Below are 21,435 nucleotides of genomic sequence, written 5' to 3'. Positions count from 1 at the left end.
CCACCGCAGCCCGTGGCTCCGCCTCGTGGCGCCGATCTGCCTGGAGGACCCGTGCGCCTTATATAGTCAGCCCTCGAACTCCGGATTGCGAAATGTTGTTTAACCATCAGACCCGGATGAGATGCCAGGACAGAATTCCGGCTGTTGTCCATCTCGATGAATCTGCACGATTTCAGACCATCCCAGGCACTCTCTCCGTGAAGGCGCCGAGCTACTCTTCGAATGTAACAAGCTCAGGGACATTCGGCTGCTCTGCAACACGAGTGCCAATTACCACGGACGAGGCGTTTTCCCGGATTCTGCTGCAGCCCTTTAATGGAGACGCAATGAACACATACGGTGCGATGGACCAGGAAGAACCCAACCAACCGAAGAAATGCCGGTCAACGGCGCCCGACGGTCAGATGAGCGCATGTTCATGACCGCAATAGATTTTTCCGACGTAAGTAAGACATATGGCGACAAGGCCGTGGTCAGCGCGCTATCGTTCCGCGTTTCCCCGGGGGAATGCTTCGGGCTGCTTGGACCGAACGGCGCGGGCAAGAGCACGATCGCACGCATGATCCTTGGCATGACAGCCCCTGATGCGGGGAAGATTACCGTGCTCGGCGTGCCGGTGCCTGCCCAGGCTCGCTTGGCGCGAAAGGGTATCGGCGTGGTGCCGCAATTCGACAACCTTGAGCCTGAATTCACTGTGCGCGAGAATCTGCTGGTCTACAGCCGCTACTTCGGCATGAATACACGCAAAGTCGAGGCGGTCATGTCGTCGCTCCTTGAGTTTGCACGCCTAGAGAGCAAGGTGAATGCGCGTGTGTCTGAACTTTCAGGCGGCATGAAGCGGCGCCTGACGCTAGCGCGTGCGTTGATCAATGACCCGCAGCTACTTGTCATGGACGAGCCGACCACCGGTCTCGACCCGCACGCGCGCCACCTGATCTGGGAGCGCCTGCGTTCCCTGCTTACGCGCGGCAAAACGATCATCTTGACCACCCATTTCATGGAAGAAGCCGAACGGTTATGCGATCGACTCTGCGTACTCGAAGGAGGTCGCAGCATTGCCGAAGGGCGTCCGCATGACCTGATCGATGAACTGATCGGGTGCGAAGTCATTGAGATCTACGGCGGCGATCCGCATGAGTTGGAATCGCTGGTCGGGCCATATGCCGATCGCATCGAAATTAGCGGCGAGACCCTTTTTTGCTATGTGTCCGACCCGGAGCAGGTGCGTGTGCGGTTACGGCAGCGCGCGGGCTTGCGCATTCTGCAGCGTCCGCCGAATCTTGAGGATGTATTTTTGCGGTTGACCGGGCGCGAGATGGAGAAGTGAACGATGGATGAAGGTTGTGCTGCGGCTCTGCCCGCCAACGCTTTTAACTGGATTGCGATATGGCGACGCAACTATCTGGCATGGAAGAAAGTAGCACTTGCGTCAATTGTTGGAAGTCTGGCCGATCCTATGATCTACCTGTTTGGCCTCGGCCTTGGCCTCGGAATTATTGTGGGTCGCGTTGACGGCACAACCTACGTTGCATTCTTGGCGGGCGGCATGGTGGCGACAAGCGCGATGACGTCTGCGACGTTCGAGACGATTTACGCGGCCTTTACGCGAATGCACGCCCAACGCACCTGGGAAGCCATGCTCTACACACAAATGACACTTGGGGACATCATCCTGGGTGAGTTGGCATGGGCAGCGAGCAAGGCATTTCTTGCCGGTACGGGAATCATAATCGTCGCCACCGTGCTAGGCTATGCGACGTGGCCATCAGTCGTCTATGTGCTGCCAATTATCATGCTCACTGGATTTGCATTCGCGAGCCTTGCGATGGTAGTCACGGCGCTTGCGCCCAGTTACGAGTATTTCATTTTTTACCAGACGCTCGTCCTCACACCAATGCTGTTCTTGTGCGGCGCGGTGTTTCCAATCACGCAACTGCCCCAGACTTTTCAGCAGGTAGCGCAGTTCTTGCCTCTAGCGCATGCGATCGACCTCATACGCCCGGCAATGCTTGGGCGCCCCGCGAGCAGCATGGGCCTGCATATAGGCGCGCTTTGCATCTACGCGCTTTTGCCGTTCTTCCTGTCGGCAGCGCTGTTGCGTCGGCGCCTGATGTCTTGACGCCACTCGCCACCACGCCAGGAGGGGTATTGCGATGCAGTGTCTTGAAAAGACCCGCAGAGCTCTGAAGATAATCATCATAGTCCGGGAACAAACGAACCCATGTCGGCACCGGCGAGACGATGCAGGTTTTTCGCTCTGCAACTGGCCGAACTCGGAAGCAAACACCCTTCAGGAAGATCCGGCGTGTATCAGGAGAAAAGCAAATGAAGGTCATCTCAATCGCTACGGCGCTCTTTGCTCTGGCGTGTCCCGCGAACGCGTTCGAAAACAAAGCGGTCGCGGCTACGCTTATCTTAAGGACCGATCGTACGATTGCCGGTCAGCCCATCATCGTTCCACGGAAGGATGTCGAGGTCATCGCTTCGATTTATGAGATTGCGCCCGGTGCGACGTTACCAATTCATCAGCATCGCTATCAGCGCTATGGCTATGTGCTTTCGGGGGAGATCACGGTCACCAATACAGAATCTGGGAAAGAAAGCATTTTCACGGCAGGGGATTTTATCGTCGAGTCCTGGGGCATATGGCATAAAGGGGCGAACAACGGCACCGAGCCGGTAAAGCTGCTCGTGATCGATCAGGTGGAAAAGGGCAGTGAGAATGTTCTGCCGCAAAAATAAAGACGTTGAGGTATTACCGGAGGGCAATCTGGCGCCACGGCTCGGATGTGGTGAACCCGTCCCATATTAGGGGTTGGTTTGCCGCTCCTTGCTAATGTCGATTGGAGCTGCGTGAACCTTCGACTTGCGTCGTCGACAAACTGTCGAGGAGGTTGTTTCATTGGTCGGCTGAACGGCGGGCGTAGGAGAGCATCTGTCCAGTTCCTCCATACTTGGTCGTCAGTCAGCGCGGCTGTTGGGCCAGCGGCGACAGGATCATCGATCATCCGTGAGACTGTAGCGGCGGCGTTTCAAAGAGGCTCCTCATTCCGACGCCATGAATCACGCCGAACGACAAAACCACGAAAGAATGCTAGGAAATCCTGAGACGTCTCATTACCTCATGGGGCGAAGGCATGCGGGATGCTTCCTGGCATAGCACGTCCCGCATCCAGAGGCTTGCCTGATCACTATTGTGAAGCGCGGGCCATTGGAGGGCCTGTGTGAACGCGGGCAAAGGTAGCGGAAGGTCAGCGATCCGCAGGGGTATTGTCTTTTCGAGCTGCTTGACCAGGCGTAAGGGCATTGTCGCTATGCGCTCGGTCCCTGAAAGCATGAACGGAACCATGCTGAAGCCCTGCACGACTACTTCGACATGTCTCTTAAGCCCGTGCCCAAGCAAACACCATTCCTCGATGGAAGCAGCGTTCCCAAACTTCACCACAACGTGCCCCATCGACATATACCTCTCGAGTGTAAGTTGCTCCGAGAGTAGCTTGTTCGAGCGGCAGCCCACGCACACGAGGGTCTCCTCGAATAACGCCACCTTAGGATGTGCGCGCGACATGAGCAATTCCGGAAAGATGAGAAAATCGGCGTCACCGCGCCGCAAGTAATCATCGTAGTTATCGGCGATCGGCAGCAACTCGAAGCTGACGGCGGGCGCTTCTCGGGCGACACGCGTCACGACCTTTTCAAAAAAAACGAGTGCGGCGTAATCGGAAAGAATGACTCTGAAGCAGCGATCCGATTGAGCAGGGCAAAACGGATCCCAGGATATGATCGAAACCTGGATGTGAAGCAGAGCCTCGCGGACCGAAGGCGCGAGCCGCTCCGCACGCGGGGTTGGAACGAGTTCGCGACCGACCATGGTAAAAAGGTCGTCATTGAAATAGGTGCGTAACCTGCCGACGGCCGCGCTCATGGCCGGTTGGCTCAAGTTGATGCTGCGCGCTGCCGCCGTGAGATTACGCTCGGTCATCAAGGCGTCGAGTGCGACGAGGAGATTCAGATCAAGGCCCTTGAACCGCATGTCTTCATCCATAGCGAGGTGGCGAGATAAAAGGTGAAAAGGCTTGGTCTCGCAGTGTGCGCCGCCACGAGAGATCAGCAAGCAAAGGGTCGCCTAAAATTGAGAAAGTATCGATGTTCCAGCCGCCGTGGCTTTGATGGTCTTACTGCTACCTTCAACCGACACGATTCAGTGGTGCCTGATCATTCTGGCGAGTAGCAGTGTTTTCCGCGGATAAAGGTTTCGGTCTGCGACGTCGATCACTTCGGCGCCTTCAATATGTACTTGGGGGGGTAAGACGCACTCGTAGCACTCACCTTCTTCGGCAGGAGTATCTTGGCAATTGAAGTCTTGAGTGTGCTCCGCTGAATGGGCTTTGTCAGCACCATTCAGGTTTGCGCGGGGGTCACTTGCCGCCGGGCCACAATCTTGGTTACGATCATCTGCTGCAAGTGACGGCCCGGCCCGCAATGTCAATGCGAGCAACGCTGCAACGATGACGTAGTAACCAATAACCTTCATGAGACGTTTCCTTTCTTCGACTAAGGCCAGGCGATACCAGGTAGGATTGATGCCATTCCCGCCGCCAGTGCTTCGGGGCTACAGGCGTTGTTGGATTGGTTGAGAGCCTTTCAACGGATCATACCCGGTGGAGTGGAGACGGCCGTCTATGGAGCATCCGCGAAAATTGGTGAAATCTATTGTTTAAATGCGAGTCATCCATTTGATGCATGTAGACGACGTCTTGCCTGCCCGAGCCAACAAGTGTCGCCAAACCCACTGTTTTCAGGGGCGCCTTTTCACCCAGTCCTTCTATCCTCAGTGGGCTTGCGCATGTCGTTGCCGCCATCCCCTTCATCCGGGATAGCAAAGGGCGCCGCGTGCGGGAGGGACACCCCTGCGTCTCCCGTCAGGCTACGACATTTTGTTCGATCGGCTGCCTTGTATGGAGAAGACCGGATTCCTGACGTTTCAGTGTCATCGTTTGCAATGAGATAGAGGTAATGGCCGCAAGCCGGCTGGGTCGACCACGTTTAGCTTCCATCGCGGAACGTCGCCATTAGCTTTCGACGTTCATTTCGAATGATCGTAGCGTGATGAACAAGTCGGTCTACCGCGGCAAGCGTCATGGCCGGGTCCGGAAAGACGAGGTTCCATTCTCCAAAGGGCTGATTGGCGGTGATGATGATGGACCGCCGCTCATATCTTGGGAGATGAGTTCGAAGAGCACGCGGGTTTCGGCCTGGTCCTGGTGACGTAGGCCAGGTCGTCGAGGATAAGCAGATCGAACTTGTCGAGCTTTGCGACGGCGGATTCGATCTGGAGTTCACGCCGTGCGACCTGCAGTTTCTGGACGAGGTCGGTCGTGCGAGTGAACAGCACCCGCCAACCGTTCTCGATCAGCGCGAGGTCGAGGGCCGCGGCGAGATGGCTCTTTCCGCCGCCCGGCGGACCGAACATGAGGATATTGGCACCTTTCGCGACCCAGCTGTCGCAGCGGCAATGGCCATGACCTGGGCCTTGGAGACCATAGGGACTGCATCAAAATCAAGGCTGTCGAGCGTCTTTTCCGGTGGCAGGTTTCGCCTGGGCAAAATACGCCGACGCTTTGCGCAGAATCTCGTTGGCCTGACGAAGCTCGCGGCTCTCCCGCTCAAGAGCATTCATATTCTCGGCGACATCGTTCGGCCGGCCTGCTCGCTTACCGCTATCGACCTCGGTCTTCTTCACCCATTCGTGCAGCGTGCGTGGCCGGCGAGCAGCCGATCTTGGCCGCGATAGATGAAACGGCAGCCCACCGCGCGGGGTGCTCGGCTTCGTGATCCAGCACCATGCGGATGGCACGCTCACGGACTTCAGGCGAGAATTTGTTCGTTGTCTTGCTCATATCGGCTCCAATCTCTCATGAGTTGAAGCCTCCGGCAAACTCGGCGCGGTTCTTGAATCCCAAAAAGGGAACCGGCTATAGGCTTGTGTTTTTAAGCAAAACGTCACCCTCCACTCCTAGGTCCTGTTGACAAAGTCAGCAGTGATAATGCGATAAGATGGCTCCTAACGGAGGATTTGATGTCTGGAGCTGATCGGGAAATACGACTTCGACTTAGTGTGCAACGCGCCTTGCTCGGGGCCGTATCATCGACGCTCGCCGCCGTTACGTGTGGCTGGAGTGGCAACGAGATTGTCCTCGAATTCTTGGTCGATCCCGATTTCAGCGATGATGACCGCGAACGCATGGAGGTAGTCGCATCCGAGGTCATCTCGGATTTCGGTTATGAAACAATAATGACTGTCTTCACATCCCCACCATCGGATGGACCGAAGGTTCCGGTTGATAGGCGATGGTGGGCTTACAGGCGATTTGAGCCATTGCTGGGCTAAAGGCGTTCCATGAAGTGCGGCAGCCAGATTTTTGCGGCGGCCAGCAAAAGGAACGCTTCGAAGGAAGTTCGGGTCTTGTCGTAACGGGTGGCAATCCGTCGGAACTGTTTGAGCCGGTTGAACATTCGTTCGATGCGGTTGCGGTCTTTATAAACTTTGAAGTCGCAGGAAGGCGGGTCTTTCCGGTTCGCTTTCGGCGGAATCACGGGCCGAATGCCGTGGATCAGCAACTCTTCGCGGGCGGAGTCGCCGTCGTAGCCCTTGTCAGCAAGGAATGATTTAGGTTTGCCAACGGGTATGGTAAGAAGCGCTGGAACGGCGCTAGCTATAATTAGAAGCCTCGCCACCTGTCAGGACAAAGCCGAGAGGACGTCCCTGACCGTCTGCGCGGGCATGGACTTTTGTCGTAAAGCCGCCGCGTGATCGACCAAAACCCTCCTTATAAGTCCCCCTTTAGCGCCCGCAGCCTGCGAATGGCCGCGAACCGTGGTGCTGTCAATCATATGTTGCCAGTCATCGGTCAATCCAAGTTCGACAAGCGTTTCCAGAAGTGCGTCCCAAACACCTTGTTCGGCCCAGCTGCGGAAACGAACATAGACCGAATTCCACTTTCCATATCGCTCGTGCATATCGCGCCACGGACAGCCGACGCGCAGAACATGGAGCATCCCGTTAAAAAAGCGGCGGTTGTCGTGGGATGGCCGAGACTTGCGACCACGCTCGGTCGGCAATAGCGGTTCGACAATCCGCCATTCCTCATCACTCAAATCGCCTCGTGCCATAGCTGCTTCCTAAAAAGCAGTCTTGAATCACGCCTAGGCTGATTTGGGAATCCACTTTGTCAACAGGACCTAGTCTCAACCGAAATCGGAGGGTCAAACCGAACCCACTCGTACTCAGAAAGATGGTTCTTGGGACGGCGTATCGAGCCCGAGAGATCCCATTCCTTAGCGCTGTCATTGCCATTGCTGGGATGAAACTCGATCATCCCGTTTCGGTCGCTGATCGCAACCTCGGATAGCCTCATCCGATCCCGATCAGAACCCATTTTCTCCTTGAAGCGTGCAGCGGCTCTGGGGTCTGGCTCAAAGCAATAGAGCTGGGCGCTCGGAAGAAGGCGCAGAAAGCGTTGAGCATCGCTTCCGTCATTGCACCCAATGTCAAAGATTACAGGGTTAGGCTTATCGAGAAGCGAAACGATCTGTCGATGTACGTTTAACTCACACACCGGATCCATCACAGTCTCCTTAACTTTTCGAAGTGCCCCTGCTGAACGAGCTCGGACAGGATATCACTGAAATACCGAGCCATTTGGCCCTTCTTTCGACATGGTTGTTGACGCGTCGCCGTGCGATTAGGTGGGCACGGCGCATTGTCGGTCGCGGGCTTTGCTATTCGCGAGTTTGTTTGGCGTAACGACGCGACCCCAAGCTATGCTGAAAGCCCACTAGTCACCGAGGCCTCAGCGGGGACGGATACCTGTGATTTGCGGCCACGTACCGGGCTTAAGCATATGCAACGCTGCTCCCAAATCTGCCGAAGTTCATTTAGGAAAGTCTCACGACTACCTGAAACAGGCGCGATTCCATCCAAAATGTCGCCAACCAGGGCTTCTCCCTCAATCCTAATTAGCTGTTCAAACAACTCCGGTGAAATACGCACGGCCTGCAGGCTGGAGGCGCCTGTGCGGATCTCACATACAGTCTCTTGCCGATCCAGGGTGGAATATGCACGCGCCTGATGGAGACTTGCGTAAGGTGGCAAGGAAACTGCTAGTTTATTCCACTCCTCCATCGTTGAGATTCGCTTCTTGACGAGAAATGGACCGATCACAAGTGCATCCAGGTCGGTCGTCAAAAAAGTCGTTACGGCATCCCTAACCGAATCCACTACCGGCTCGGCGTTGTTGTTAAACGACGTGTTGAGCAAGATCGGAACGCCGGTTCGCTTCCCGAAAGCATTGATTAGCTCCCAATATGCGGGATTTGTCTCGCGTGACACTGTCTGCAAACGAGCCGTACCATCTACGTGCGTGATGGCGCCTAGCGAACTACGCTTGGGTTCGCGCACAGACACTACGAAATTCATAAAAGGAAATTTGCGCAAGGTACCTGGCAGATCAAAAAATTCCACGGCGTCCTCCTCCAATACCGAGGGAGCAAATGGGCGGTAGCCTTCCCGCTTCTTGACCATCATATTAATTCGATCCTTGTTTGACGCCGGCCTCGGATCAGCAAGAATACTCCGGTTGCCTAGCGCCCGTGGACCGAACTCCGAACGCCCCTGCACCCAGGCGATCACGGCGCCATCCGCAATCCATTCGGCTGCTTTGCCTGTCACGTCATCACTCCGTTCAATTTCGAGATGCTGGCCCCAAGCAAAAAGTTCCTCCTCCACGCTTCCTTCGCTCTCCAGGTCGGGTCCCCAATAGACGTTTTGCAAACGCTCACGAGGTGCCGGATGCCCCAGATCATGAGACGCCATCAATGCGGCGCCTAGTGCGCAGCCAGCGTCATGGGCAGCCGGTTGCACGAAGATGTCGTCAAACATCCCCGAGTACAGCAGCTTGCCATTCAAAGTGCAGTTGTGAGCCACTCCTCCGGCCAAACACAGTCGTTCGATGCCCGTAACCTTGGTGTAATGCCGTAGGACGTGGAACACGATCCGTTCCAGTGCTTCCTGCAGTGAAGCACTCACATCTTTATGCTGCTGCGTGAACGGCATGCCTTTCTGGCGTATTTGAATGTTACTGAGCAACGTAGGACCAACTCGGTCGAGATGGACCCGATAACCACCGTCGTCTAGGAGTTCGTAAAATTGTTCGAAGATCTCGCGGTACGAAGCGGGATTGCCGTAAGGTGCCAGACCCATGATCTTATATTCATCGAACGCGCCATAACCTAGGTAGCGGATCGTTTCCAAGTATAGCAGCCCTAGAGAATCATTCTCCGGAAATGTCACGAGTGGCTCAATCTCCGTGCTGGAACCAATCGCCAAAAGCCCCGAAAGAAAGTCTCCACCGCCGTCAATTGAGAGGACCAAACTTCGCTCGAAGCCCGACATGAAAAACGAGCTCACCGCGTGCGACATATGGTGGCTCACGAACGACACACGTGAGGGATCAATTTCGGCACCAAATTCTTGCCCGAGTAATCCGCACAACAACAGTCTCGCGTCCGGTATTGGGGTACTTGGGTGAGAGAGGCGCACGCGCTCGAGCACAGCGTTGCAATAGGCCTCGGTCGCATAATACGCGATGCGGTCGATGTCGCTCAGGTGAACACCTGCAGATGCGAGGCAATATTGAATCGAACGCGTTGGTAACTTGTTGGAGTGCTTGATCCGGTTAAGGCGCTCCTCCTCGACCGCCGCTATCACTCGCCCGTCGCGAACGAGAACCGCAGCCCCATCGTGCATAAAGGTGTTCGGTAGATCGAACGAATTTTCGTAGACTCTGCTTAGACCGCCACTGAGCCCTAGACACAGCATGTTGCTCTCCAGTTCGTTTCGAAAGGTAGGTCGCTCTGGTCTGGCCACCGGCTTTCGCAGTTTCATAGGGTGGCGCTTGACAGTGCAGCTAGAGCTCACGGGTCGAAGCCGAAATCAGATCGTGACCGGATCGGTGAGATTGCCGACAATCGGCGCTAACAGAGCCCCAGACCGAAGCATTTGCGGCAGTAACGCCGCGTAACGTATCCACATTACCCAGTCCTTCATCTTTCCGCCCGACAGCCACAACGACGTTTGGTGGTCGCTGCAAAGGTCGCAGACCGTATCCTTGCAGCGGCGAGTGCGCCTGCGTTGGCTCCGAGGCATAGCACACAGAATTCCGCCGCCGGCCTCCGTCATTCGCATATGCGCCAGTACCGAACTCAGCTCCCACGCGGTGGGGCCGCCATTGATAATCACGTCGAACGGCGCCCACGGCGTGAGAACCGATCTGCAACAAACGCTAGAAGGGGAAGCAGTAGAAAGATGACCAGCGCGCGGTGAAGACGAATAGGAGGCGGCATCGACCGGGGCAAAAGTGCGTCCCGTGAGAGCCCACTGAAACGTCGAGAAGCAACGACCAAGATTCTACCCGATCACGTCGAGCGCAAGATAACGATCGAGACCAGGCAGCAGACCGACTGCCTCATCTCGTTTTCCCAGCACAGTCTCCACGGCACCCGAGGACCCATTTTAAGAACTCCGAATTACGGCTTTTACAAAACGCTTCTTCAGCGTCTTCTAATGGCAACCGTTTCGATCAGTAAAATCGATTGTTTGGATGGAATGCATTCACGAAAACGATGGCGTGACTCAGCAGTGAAGCGAGCGGCGACCCCATCCTTCTCTCTATGGCGGCCGTGTGCAAGGCAGATCCGCCTGTGACATTCGACCGACAAACTCCTCGTGTCTTGTCATAAAAGCAACACTCCTTCGCTACTCTTGTTTCAGCCGACAAAGCCAAGCCGCATGTTCGTCTCGGCACATCAATGAGCCTAATGGCGGCGCTAGCTGCAAGGAAACTGCGTTCGGTCTTGGTCAGCACCGCCGCTGCGAGTGCCGCGAAACGTGGGCCAAGCGCTTCAACATTTTCCCCGGCGTAAGTGCGCAGCATCTGGTCTTTGAAGCGCCAGCCGACGAAGGAGAAGCCTGGGTTGGTGCGCGGCTCCTTCACCACTTTAGGGACCGGGACGATAAATCGGCAGAGGCCGCGGTAACTCCAAAAAATAATGCGGCGCTAAAAAATTGGCCTCAGGCTAGACCGTGGGTATAGACTGGTAGTCCGGTAGGCGCTATTCGTGCTGTTCCAGCATAACATCAGCCACCCCGTGGATTCTCCAAGGCCTCTTATATTGAAAAAAGTGCAACGCAGTTTTGCCGTCGAGTACAAGAACGGCAGGCGAAAACTTGATGCCAGATCGAACTCGATCTGGGGCAATGTGGATCTAAAGTCAGTCGCGCGCGATCTAGAGGAAGAGGCATTGCCTTTTCTGTCAGGTAGCTCTCAGAGTGGCAAACCCGACAGCGAAATGTCTTTGCCGGAACAAGATCAGGCCGAGCAGTTGTTGACAGCGCCTCTCGGGCCGTCGACAACTGCATCAGATACACAGGAGATGAGCATGGCCGACGAGACTAATACGACAACCAAGGTCGATGGACAGACCGTTGTCGAAACGCCTAATGCGCCGAAGAAACAGCGCAAACCGCGCGCCAAAAAAGTCGCGGCACTCGAGACCGCGTTAGCTGACGCTACGGCAGAGCCGGCAGCTGCGCTGGCCGGGGACGGTGGTGTGAAGAGGAGAGGGCGCAAGACAAAGGCTATCGAAGCCACGGCGAGCGCCAAACGCGCACCTGTGCGCCGTGCTCCAAAGGCTGTGCAGGCAGCGCCGGCTGCCCCGATGACGGCGAGCGATGAAATGGCAGACCTTTTGCAGTTGGAAGAGGAAAATCAGCGGCTGCGCAAGCTTCTTGCTGGAAAACTTCGCGCTGAAAATGAAGATCTGCGCAAACGGCTCAAGCTCGATTGATATAAGCAGCCGGTCAATAAGCGACCGGATCTACATTCTTATCGAGACAAACAATTCGGCAACGGTAATGCTGTTGCCGGACCCCAAACTCACTGCCTGCTTGCGGGATAAAACGCGAGGTCGGATAGATGGCGTCTCCCTGGAAACTTCTTGCCCGACTGATCTCACCGGGTCGCGAACAAAAGCGAGAAAACGGCTCGGACCAGAAGGTTACGCCGGACACATTGGCCATTGCCGGTCCGACCGAAACGCCTGCCGAGAAGAGCCTGATAAGCGCCGTTCGACCGGCAAGCGAGGGGCCTCCCCGTCACGGCCATTCTCCTGCAATTTCCACCGAGTTTGTTGTTTCTAAGGAAGTCGGAATCGGTGGCCACGATCAGGTCGAAGGCCAAGATGCCAAAAACGTTGAGGCGGCCGATCCACCTCCATTCGGCGGGCTTAGTACCGACATCGCCGCTGGGCACGATGCTACGAGGCTCGAGCGAACTCTCGAGGTCGCCCCGCGTAAGAAGGCATCAGCCGCGATTGCAAACGCTGCCCCGGCAGTTCACACTGCGGACCAGATGAGCCTCGACGAAGACATCAGGGTGCTCAGGAGGCAGCTAGCCAGAAAGCTAAGGCTGCAAAACGCGCAGTTGAGAACAATGCTGGAGCGGTTTGAACGGTGACCTGTCGCAGTGCAACAACCTGTCGCCCTGGGCATGTAGTGGAGCCAACGGCAGCATCACCTGTGTACGGCAAGGACAAATAATTGGGGTCCGAACACGGTCCCATTTCGTCGAGATCAACGACAAGAGTGTTTAGGCCATGTTCTAGGCATTTAACCGCGCTCGATCGCCACCGTGAACATCGAGCCTGCCGCAGGTTTCCTGGATGCGCGTCTCCGCCGCCTGCGCAATCGAAGCCGCATTGGTGGCGTCAAGCTGAACTGTCCGGGCGTCTGGTCCGTTTTGAACGAAGGTGTCGCCTGCTTCAAGTTGGCGCGCGCAACCGAGCCGGTGAAGCCGTGCTGCGCCAGACCTTTCACGATATTTGACGGCGGATTTCTTTGCCAGTGGCGAGAGCTGAACTGTGACGCGATCGAGACCGACACATGCCATGGACTGCGAATTCAGCGATCGATTTAAAATCGAGCAATTGGGGGCTTGCCTCCTGCCTAACATCTCCACGAACTCGAGCTCGATTAAGTGATCACTCCAAGGTCCTCCGTTTGCCAGTCTAGATCGGCTGGCGGCCAAGATAAGCATCGAACGCGGCAGCGACATGGCGAAGGGCAGAGCGACGTTCGTGCCGCACACTGACTAAACCGTTGTCAAACTCAACGATCCCATCCTCAGCCAGAATCTCTAGCTGCTTAGCTGAACTCACTAGATGGGTCTGATCAAATCCCTGAGCCGTACAGATTGCTGATATGTCCGCCTCCAAGTAGCACATGAGCTGTTCGATGATTGCAGCTCTTACGCGATCCTCGGTAGCTAAACGGTAGCCCCTTGAGATCGCCAAGCGGCCGGATGCTATGTGCCGGTTATAACAGCTTTGCGTGAGATCGTTTTGAACGTAACCGTCGCCGCAACGACCAATGGCGGACGCGCCCAAACCGATGACAGTTGAGCAGGTTTCGGCAGAGTAACCAAGCGAATTTCGGCGCAGACGACCAGCTCTCTGTGCTATTGCAAGCTCGTCATCCGGCAAAGCAAAATGGTCGAGACCAATTTGCAGATAGCCTGCTGCAACTAACGTATCGGCCATGGCTGAGGCCTGCTCAGCTCGCGCGGCTATATCGGGCAGTGCTGCTGTGTCAATCAAGCGCTGATTTTTTCGAAAAGATGGAACGTGGGAATAACCGAAAACCGCGAGGCGGTCGGGACGCATCGCAATAGCTAACATAGCGCTCTCGAGACAGGACTGGACGGTTTGGTTCGGCAAACCGAACATCAAGTCGAAATTGATACGCCTGACCCCATACAGGCGGAGGTTTTCGACGGCGGTCATCACTTGCGCCTCGCTCTGAATCCGGTTGATCGCTTTTTGTACGACGGGATCGAAGCTCTGCACACCGACGCTTGCGCGATTCACACCGGTTCTTTCTAGGGCTTCGGCCATATCGGTGGTGAACGTGCGCGGGTCGACCTCAACGGCAATGGTTGCACCTCGCTCAAGCGCAAAACGGCCGCGCAGGAGTTCCATTAGCGACAGGAAGTCTGCCGATGGCATAATGGTCGGGGATCCGCCGCCAAAGTGCACGTCACCCACGGAGAGTGCCTGCGGCACTTGCTCGGCGACCAGGCGGATTTCCTCGCGCAGCATTGCTAGATAATCGGTTATCAAAGTGTCCCGACGAGTGATGCTAGTCGGAAAACCACAATACCAGCACATCGAGCGGCAGAATGGAATGTGGAGATAGAGCGAGACAGCGTCATCAGTTCCCTGGCTTCTCAGCCATTGCTCATAAGTGTGGGCGCCGATTTCTGGAGAAAACTCCTGTATTGTTGGGTAGATAGTATACCAAGGCAACTGCGCCCCGCTATTTGTGTTCGGAACGAAAATCGACGACGGTGCGCGCAAAGACTTTCGCCTGCAGTCCGTGTCACGTTCACATACAATATTTGACACGTTTTTTTCCTTCGAAAGCGTGGTCCTATTGGGCACATGCCACGCCCGGAATGGACTTGATGTTCGATTTGACGACGCATTCGGAAAGGGCCTTCGGCTCATCGCCAGGCTCGTCGCCGCTCGTTGCGACGCTGAGGTGCTTCTTGCGGCGCTTCGCCGCCTTGTCTGGATATTGCGCTAACACTTCCGCAATGAGCTGTTCATGCAAAACGCTGTCATTCTCGTAATCAAGGCTCATGGGCCCCTGCCCCCTTTCAAGGTTCGGGTTAGGTCGTCGTCGCCGAAGCGGCTTTCTTGGAAGGACGCGCTGGCGCAAGGGCCAGCGCGTCCTGTCGACAGCGGCAGTTATTGAGCCGCAACCACCGCTGACTCCTTGGCCTGTAGTTCGGCCAGCATCTGCTCGTCGCTCTTCATGATGCCGAAGTCGAGCAGCATGTCTTCGAGCTCTTCCATGGTAATCGGGGTCGGAATGGTCCCTTGGCCCGAATTGGCATGGATCTTCTCGGCTAGCGCCCGATATTCCCCGGCCTGCTTGGAGTCCGGCGCGTACTGGATCACCGTCATCTTCCTGAGCTCGGCGTGCTGGACGATGTTGTCACGCGGCACAAAGTGGATGAGCTTGGAATTGAGCCTGGCAGCCAGCGCCTCGGAGAGGTCGAGCTCGCGGTCCGTCTGGCGCTCGTTACAGATCAGGCCGCCGAGCCGCACGCCGCCGGAATGGGCATATTTCAGGATGCCCTTGGCGATGTTGTTGGCGGCATAGAGCGCCATCATCTCGCCGGACATCACGATGTAGATCTCCTGGGCCTTGTTCTCACGGATCGGCATCGCAAAGCCACCGCACACCACATCGCCGAGCACGTCATAGGAGACGTAGTCGACATCGTCATATGCACCGTTCTCTTCAAGGAAATTGATCGAGGTGATGACGCCGCGCCCGGCGCAGCCGACGCCCGGTTCCGGACCGCCGGACTCCACGCACTTGATGCCTTTGTAGCCGGCCTTGAGCACGTCCTCGAGCTCAAGGTCTTCCACCGAACCTTCCTGCGCTGCCAGATGCAGAACCGTGTCCTGTGCTTTGGCGTTCAGGATCAGCCGGGTGGAGTCGGCTTTCGGGTCGCATCCGACGATCAGGATCTTCTGCCCGAGGTCGACAAGCGCTGCGAGCGTATTTTGGGAGGTGGTGGACTTGCCGATCCCCCCTTTGCCGTAAAATGCGATTTGACGCAAATCTGACATATCGCCTTCCTTCTTTCGTTCCATCCATCGCTGAGTAAAAGGCAGGCAGCTCGCGCCGCCTCGCATGGCAATCTTCAAAACCCGTGCCATGTGGGCAGCAGCATATAAAACAGCTGTTTTGCTGATCTTCAGCTATTTAGTTCCGAACTTTCGAAGGCGGGATCGACAAACTCTTGTCTCGAAACCGCCAAACTGGACGAAGCGGCTGCGAGGTCTTGTCGGTTGGAAATCGCTTGCGTCAAAGATCAACAAATCTCGTCCGTATCCTTACATCTCAGGCGAGGGACAGAAGTAGTGTGGCAAGTCGTAGAGCCAAGCAGATCGGTACCGTCTTGACGGCCGATCGGCTTCGCACCACGCGTCGAATCAAGGCCGGATGATCAGCAGAACGCATATGAAGGCACAGTAGAGATTGTCGCTTACAACAAACTCGCTGTTATGCTGTCTCCATGAACAAATAGGGGGAATGCCGACAGCTTGGCAGCTGCAGTCTTGCAGGCCCGGATTGTTTCGCCATTGGCTGAGATTGACAACGGAGCCGGTTTCGATCGTCAGCGGGCCAGATTCTGAGGAAATGCTCGAAGGCTACAGCAAAGATCGCGAGCAAGCTATCAAGTTAAAGCGCTAGTCGCGGACGCTTTTTTCCGGCCATACGCTCAGCTCCGACAAATTGTGGATCGCGTAGTCGAATACGGCGAAGAGCTTAAGGCAATTTTAGTAGGTGCTATCAGAATTGACCGATGATCATTATCCGACGACGACATCACCGCTCATCTTTAGGAAAGTGGCATTTGCGCGTGCCCGCACAGTCGTAATATCGGGAGCAATAATCCCCCGTATCGGTTCAACGTCGCCGGACAAGCCCGCCAAGTTGCATCTGTGGCCTTCACGTTTTCAAGATCTCGCGCCCGACGAACTCTGCCGCTCCAGAAAGACTTCCGCTTTCCTCAGGGAGAAAGCATTCATTAAAATCGCCGCATTCCTTGCAGCTGGGAGCGCTACAAAGGGAAAAGCCTTCAGCTTCGCAAATCTTGCGGTAAAAATACTTCTTCCACCTCATGTTGTTGGTGTTGCCTGCCACCAGCGCCGGAAAATGCGCGAACAGCAATCTCCTAAGTTCGGCTTTGTCAAGCAAGCCGAGATCCCGCCAGAGGTGGTCTTCGCGCATGGAACGTCGCGCAATGATCTTAGCAAAACGCACGCCCTCAGGGTCGCCTGGCCGCACATGCCCTAGGAGCATATCGCGCAACAGTTGCTCCTCCGCATCAGGCACGCAATCACTCGCCTCTTGCAGGGCAAAAGCGCGGATAAGCCTTGCCGGGAAACTGCGGGCTGGTATATCCCGCAGCTCCCTAAGCGAAAGGCCGGTTGCCTCGGTCGCGGTGGCAATCCCCATCTCAATTTCTTCAAGTGCGCGCGAAAAAACGCGGAAGAGCACATAGTCATCAAAATATAACTTGAGACCCATCTGGCATGGTCGGCTGAAATAGCGTGTTTGGCAATCGTCGCAGTGGTCGACGGCTATGCCGGTTTGACGTGCGGCGTCCGCAGCTGGCACCGCCACCGTCGAGACCCCGATGTGATGCACATTTGGCATGCGCTTCGTCGCTTTCTCCAATAATCGAATTCAGTTGGCTGCTTTGATCCCCGCAAGGCGAGCATTCAAAGGTTGTGCCAGCTTGAGCAAGTGACAGTTGAAGCCGGCTTTTCAATCACTCGATCGCCCGTGCAGCGGGGAGGCGATCCCGCCTCCCAGTTATCGCCAAACGGACAAACGCAGGCTTTCAATCTGCGGCGCCGATCGAGCAGTCTGAGTGTAGCAATCTGAGGGAAGATCAAAGATCAATTGCTGCGCAACGACGTGTTAGCCGCCGATAGAGTTATCATATGTCTCTTCGATAGTCCTCAGAGTAGTTGGAGACCGGCACTGAACGTCTTCCGACCTTCAGTGTTGACCTTTGTCCAGTTGAACGGGAGGCCTTCGGCAACGTAGTAAACGCCGCTTTGAGGCGTCAGCTTTCCGTTTCTCGAGCCCATGTCGCCACGCTCGCGGACTCTCAGCGAATCGGCGCGATAGAGTTCATTCTCCTGGATCCTATCATTCGTCATTGCGCTCATAGGAGCACCGGGGAGCGGCGATCAATACGCACTTGCAGGCCTTCCAGTGCGCCCGCAACGATGAGGCCCTTGTTCGCCACTCGGTCCATCGGAACAAACACAGGATCAAGCACCGGCCGGCAACATTCAAAACGTCGCGCGGCTTCCGTCATCGTTATTGACGGCGAACGATAAGGTTTACTACCATCGCCTCCCAAAAGCGCTATCTGCCCGGCAAGAGGGATCGGGTACCCGTCAAAGATCGTAAAGGCGGTTAACCCAACTCGCAAAGCTTCTTCGCCAACAAATAGCGAGTGCATGTCGTCGAAGCGGATCATCTGAATAAGATCACTGCCAATTAAACCGGCGATCGATGCAATGCTGTTGCGATCAGGGAGCTCAGCGGCGCGAAAGATCGCACTTTCTGGCTCCAACAGATACACAAAATTTTCCATATCCTTGCCTTCTAAATTCTTGAAAAGAGCTCGTGCCCAGCTGCTTTTGACGGGAGCGAAAGCGACTCGTGCATCAACTTGGGATAGCGACAACGCGCGGCAATATGCAGATTTCAGCGTGCTGTGTAAATGGTCCTGCGCCAATTCGGTTCGGTTCAATTCAAGCCAGGCTCCGGACGCGTCGCTCCGATGTCGCCCAGCCAGTTGATTCTATTGAGATATTTTAATGGGCGTGTTTTTATTCCGGCCAGCCCCCATACCAACTCCGGGCCAAACATGAACGCGACGATGTTAGACCATACCGGCAGCCGCGAGTCGACTAAGCGGGTTCAGCAATCGAACGCGGCGGCCATCGGCGTCGCCGCACGTATGGCTCGAATTTGTCCCAAATTTGCGGAACGGATCCCGACCTTGGGCAAACTATGCAAACGGGTGCGTGTTCCAAGTTTGACGAGATCTGTACGTTGTACGAATACCCGGCAGAATTAGAAATCATTTCCCATGCTGCAGACGCGAGAGCCTGAACTCGAAGCTAACGAGTGGAGCTTCTATCAAGGCACCCCTTACGACGTATAAAGCAGAAAGAAAATTTGCAATCGGCGAGTTCCATCCGAGCATCACGACATTTGGCTAGCGCAACCGGGGCAACAGCCGCGCTCACTGTTGGCTGACTTAAAGTGTGCTGAAAGCCGCGGTCGCGAGTTCGCGCTCGGTCCCCAGGCGTTTTCGGTGCCGCGTTTTTAGCGTTATTCAAAACGCGGATGATGGCATCCAATCAATCTATTTTGCCTGATTAGCGACCTTGGTGCATGACCAAGGTGTCTCACCAAACAAGCCGATCGCGACCTCAGCGGAGAACGTACAAAAATGCAATAGATAGGAAGCGGCAGATTTTATTGCGTATCCCGGAGAGATACTGGCGCCGCCTTGTTGCTCGCTATGGCGGCGGCCTTCGGAGTCTGGCGAACAGGATTTGCCGAGTCGGAAGCCGCGAAAGAAGAAGTCGTCACTTTGGCGTATTCGCGCTGACCCAACTTTTGGCAACCTATGGCACTCACGGCGAAGTCATGCACGTTCATAGCGTGGACGAATCGGGCGAAACGTCAGCGTCGACGCAGTTCAAGTATTGGACGAACGAACGGGAGCAAGGCTTTGTCCTTTAGAACTTTTTTTTGCATCCTGCTACTGGTCACGTGCACCAGCGCTGTTTCGGCCTACGCCGCGTCGCTTTCCATCTTCAAAGCGTTCGCCGTAACACTAGCGGCTTCGGTTTTCCTTCAGGTCGTTTATTTCTTGAGCCTGCTATTTATGTCCTTCCGGCCCACGCGCGAGAGCGACAGGTCGATACATTCAGGAACTCGGCAGGCAAACCAGCCACAAAAACATGATCGCGATGAAACTGAGCTGACCTGCCACTGAATTTTCATCCGGCGGCGATTAGAGCCTCGGCGGTTTTGAATACGCCAAGTGGCGCGGTGTGAGCAACCGGCGGAAACGCGAAGCCTTCATCTTGCGCAGCGTTGGAGCCGGTTGCGGCGATGGTCCCGGCATAATCTGCCGGGGTCTGATATCCGAGCGATTAGTGCGGCCGGAAATTATTGTGATCGTCCGCCCATTCGGCAATGGCGCTTCGGGCATGATTGAGGCCAAAGAACAGGCTTTCGTTGAGCAGTTCGTCGCGCATCCGACCATTGAAGCTCTCGGCATAGCCGTTCTGCATCGGCTTTCCCGGCGCGATGTAGTGCCAGTCGACTTTGTGATCCTTCGACCACGCGAGGATCGCATTCGAGGTGAGTTCAGTGCCGTTGTCGGAGACGATCATCCCCGGCTTGCCGCGTCGTTCGATCAGCGTCGTCAGTTCTCTGGCGACACGGCGGCCGGAGATCGACGTGTCCGGGATCGCCGCCAGGCATTCGCGCGTTACGTCATCGACGATGTTGAGCACGCGAAACCTCCTTCCGCAAGCGAACTGGTCGTGCACGAAGTCTAGCGACCATCGGGCATTGGCCTTAGCTTCGACCAGAAATCGGAGCACGCGTGCGGACAGCACGGCGTCTGGCTTTGCGCTTGCGGACAGAGAGACCCTCCTCCCGATAAAGGCGATAGATGCGATTGACCCCGGACGGTTCTCCCTCCCGCCGAAGCAGGACGAACAGTCGCCGGTAGCCGAAACGCCGCCGCTCATTGGCGAGGTCGCGCAGCTTCGCTCGCAACTCGGTTTCCGGCGGTCGGTTCGACTGATAGCGGATCGTCTTGCGGTCGGCGGATATGATCTGGCAGGCCCGCCGTTCCGAAAGACCCATGACGGTCTTCAGATGCGTGACGGCGTCACGCTTCGCGACAGGCCCTACCATTTTTTTGAAAGAAGCTCGCGGAGTGCTGCTGCGTCCAACATCTGCTCGGCCAGCAGCTTCTTCAGCCTGGCATTCTCATCTTCAAGCGCCTTCAGCCGCTTGGCCTCGGAGACTTCCAGGCCGCCGTATTTGGCTTTCCAGTTGTAAAACGTCGCTTCTGAAATCCGTGCTTGCGGCAAAGGTCGGCCGCCTTCGCACCAGCCTCCTGCTCCTTCAGCACCGCAATTATCTGCTCTTCGGTAAATCTCTGCTTCTTCATTCGTCCGTCCTTTGATGGGCCGGACTCTAATCAATTCTGGAGGAAATTCGCAGGGGCAGGTCAGAGCAGTCCAACGTCCCCCAGCTTGACCTAAGGCGTAAACGGCGCACCCCTTAGTTAGCGGTGTAGGTATTGACCCAATTCATCAGGCTAAAGCTCAATTCGATGTCATGGAACTACTCAACAACCTCCAGCAACCGAGGACCGCTTTCTTCACCACGGTGCGGCGGTCCATGAGATGCTGCATTGGTCTCCCGATTGCTTCATCTTCGGCAGGAGGCTTCTGGATTGGGCATCGTCTGGTTTAGAAAGCACCTCCGACTCAGGCGACTGTTGCCGACCGCCGCTCCTGATTAGATGACATGTTTCCGGAAGAGAACATGCTTCGAAATTTGAGCGTTTCCCGTTGCCTTTTCTACCTACGCCGATCGAGAAGCTCGACCGTCTCGGTAAGCGCGGGGGTGGAAACATTAAGAACAACGTCAACGAGATGACTACAAGCTCAGAACTT

General features: G+C 55.8%; 15 protein-coding genes and 5 pseudogenes. 6 read left to right on the top strand and 14 right to left on the bottom strand.

Annotated elements, in window-relative coordinates; translation table 11 throughout:
- Window positions 1-376 precede the first annotated feature (376 nt).
- The 3 genes from nodI to AMC88_RS26825 all read left to right on the top strand — a co-directional run bounded on the left by nodI (window position 377) and on the right by AMC88_RS26825 (window position 2,742).
- A complete protein-coding gene (nodI, locus tag AMC88_RS26835; RefSeq protein ID WP_016737487.1) occupies window positions 377-1,327 on the top strand; it encodes a nodulation factor ABC transporter ATP-binding protein NodI in 951 nt (316 codons plus the stop codon).
- A gap of 3 nt (window positions 1,328-1,330) precedes the next feature.
- Window positions 1,331-2,119: an ABC transporter permease gene (locus AMC88_RS26830; RefSeq protein ID WP_011053461.1), complete on the top strand. Its 789-nt coding sequence runs from the start codon at window positions 1,331-1,333 to the stop codon at window positions 2,117-2,119.
- A gap of 206 nt (window positions 2,120-2,325) precedes the next feature.
- A complete protein-coding gene (locus tag AMC88_RS26825) occupies window positions 2,326-2,742 on the top strand; it encodes a cupin domain-containing protein (protein ID WP_010020624.1) in 417 nt (138 codons plus the stop codon).
- A 352-nt stretch (window positions 2,743-3,094) separates the two neighbouring features.
- On the opposite strand, the gene nodD1 is transcribed toward AMC88_RS26825, so the two are convergent.
- The 4 genes and pseudogenes from nodD1 to AMC88_RS33390 all read right to left on the bottom strand — a co-directional run.
- Window positions 3,095-4,033 (bottom strand): transcriptional regulator NodD1, encoded by a 939-nt coding sequence (nodD1, locus tag AMC88_RS26820; protein WP_029532439.1) that lies wholly within the window; start codon window positions 4,031-4,033, stop codon window positions 3,095-3,097.
- A 168-nt stretch (window positions 4,034-4,201) separates the two neighbouring features.
- Complete coding sequence (nolE, locus tag AMC88_RS26815; protein ID WP_064820032.1) at window positions 4,202-4,534, bottom strand: nodulation protein NolE; 333 nt, start codon at window positions 4,532-4,534, stop codon at window positions 4,202-4,204.
- Between the two features lie 388 nt (window positions 4,535-4,922).
- Window positions 4,923-5,598 (bottom strand): annotated as a pseudogene (istB, locus tag AMC88_RS26810) (IS21-like element helper ATPase IstB); the annotation flags it as partial.
- Window positions 5,599-5,605: 7 nt separating this feature from the next.
- Window positions 5,606-5,900, bottom strand: a pseudogene (locus tag AMC88_RS33390) (transposase); the annotation flags it as partial.
- A gap of 179 nt (window positions 5,901-6,079) precedes the next feature.
- Between AMC88_RS33390 and AMC88_RS34790 the strand changes: the two are divergent.
- Window positions 6,080-6,391: a MafI2 family immunity protein gene (locus AMC88_RS34790; RefSeq protein ID WP_011053458.1), complete on the top strand. Its 312-nt coding sequence runs from the start codon at window positions 6,080-6,082 to the stop codon at window positions 6,389-6,391.
- On the opposite strand, the pseudogene AMC88_RS34750 reads toward AMC88_RS34790, so the two are convergent.
- The 4 genes and pseudogenes from AMC88_RS34750 to AMC88_RS32615 all read right to left on the bottom strand — a co-directional run bounded on the left by AMC88_RS34750 (window position 6,388) and on the right by AMC88_RS32615 (window position 11,057).
- A pseudogene (locus AMC88_RS34750) lies at window positions 6,388-7,173 on the bottom strand (IS5 family transposase). The gene AMC88_RS34790 and the pseudogene AMC88_RS34750 overlap by 4 nt on opposite strands.
- Before the next feature lie 59 nt (window positions 7,174-7,232).
- Window positions 7,233-7,628, bottom strand: a complete 396-nt coding sequence (locus AMC88_RS26790) for an FkbM family methyltransferase (RefSeq protein WP_011053455.1) — start codon at window positions 7,626-7,628, stop codon at window positions 7,233-7,235.
- A gap of 194 nt (window positions 7,629-7,822) precedes the next feature.
- Window positions 7,823-9,880 carry a carbamoyltransferase family protein gene (locus AMC88_RS26785; RefSeq protein ID WP_011053454.1) on the bottom strand — a complete coding sequence of 686 codons (2,058 nt, stop codon included), beginning with the start codon at window positions 9,878-9,880 and terminating at the stop codon, window positions 7,823-7,825.
- Between the two features lie 760 nt (window positions 9,881-10,640).
- Window positions 10,641-11,057 carry a hypothetical protein gene (locus tag AMC88_RS32615; RefSeq protein WP_011053452.1) on the bottom strand — a complete coding sequence of 139 codons (417 nt, stop codon included), beginning with the start codon at window positions 11,055-11,057 and terminating at the stop codon, window positions 10,641-10,643.
- Window positions 11,058-11,232: 175 nt separating this feature from the next.
- Between AMC88_RS32615 and AMC88_RS26775 the strand changes: the two genes are divergently transcribed.
- A complete protein-coding gene (locus AMC88_RS26775; protein ID WP_029875595.1) occupies window positions 11,233-11,907 on the top strand; it encodes an MreC domain-containing protein in 675 nt (224 codons plus the stop codon).
- A gap of 128 nt (window positions 11,908-12,035) precedes the next feature.
- Window positions 12,036-12,575 (top strand): hypothetical protein, encoded by a 540-nt coding sequence (locus AMC88_RS26770; protein WP_004679185.1) that lies wholly within the window; start codon window positions 12,036-12,038, stop codon window positions 12,573-12,575.
- A 550-nt stretch (window positions 12,576-13,125) separates the two neighbouring features.
- On the opposite strand, the gene hemN is transcribed toward AMC88_RS26770, so the two are convergent.
- The 6 genes and pseudogenes from hemN to AMC88_RS26730 all read right to left on the bottom strand — a co-directional run bounded on the left by hemN (window position 13,126) and on the right by AMC88_RS26730 (window position 20,924).
- Window positions 13,126-14,472 (bottom strand): oxygen-independent coproporphyrinogen III oxidase, encoded by a 1,347-nt coding sequence (hemN, locus tag AMC88_RS26765; protein WP_080712026.1) that lies wholly within the window; start codon window positions 14,470-14,472, stop codon window positions 13,126-13,128.
- A gap of 88 nt (window positions 14,473-14,560) precedes the next feature.
- A pseudogene (locus tag AMC88_RS26760) lies at window positions 14,561-14,758 on the bottom strand (hypothetical protein); the annotation flags it as partial.
- A 107-nt stretch (window positions 14,759-14,865) separates the two neighbouring features.
- A complete protein-coding gene (nifH, locus tag AMC88_RS26755) occupies window positions 14,866-15,759 on the bottom strand; it encodes a nitrogenase iron protein (RefSeq protein WP_004675840.1) in 894 nt (297 codons plus the stop codon).
- A gap of 886 nt (window positions 15,760-16,645) precedes the next feature.
- A complete protein-coding gene (locus AMC88_RS26750) occupies window positions 16,646-17,356 on the bottom strand; it encodes a nitrogen fixation protein NifQ (RefSeq protein ID WP_008536495.1) in 711 nt (236 codons plus the stop codon).
- 517 nt (window positions 17,357-17,873) lie between these two features.
- Window positions 17,874-18,311: a DUF3846 domain-containing protein gene (locus AMC88_RS26740; RefSeq protein ID WP_008536498.1), complete on the bottom strand. Its 438-nt coding sequence runs from the start codon at window positions 18,309-18,311 to the stop codon at window positions 17,874-17,876.
- Between the two features lie 1,423 nt (window positions 18,312-19,734).
- Window positions 19,735-20,924, bottom strand: a pseudogene (locus tag AMC88_RS26730) (IS3 family transposase).
- Window positions 20,925-21,435: the final 511 nt, after the last annotated feature.

It is taken from the genome of Rhizobium phaseoli, assembly GCF_001664385.1.
Classification (GTDB): domain Bacteria; phylum Pseudomonadota; class Alphaproteobacteria; order Rhizobiales; family Rhizobiaceae; genus Rhizobium; species Rhizobium phaseoli.
Note: the sequence above shows the minus strand (reverse complement) of the source record. Positions and strands in the feature narration are given on the sequence as shown.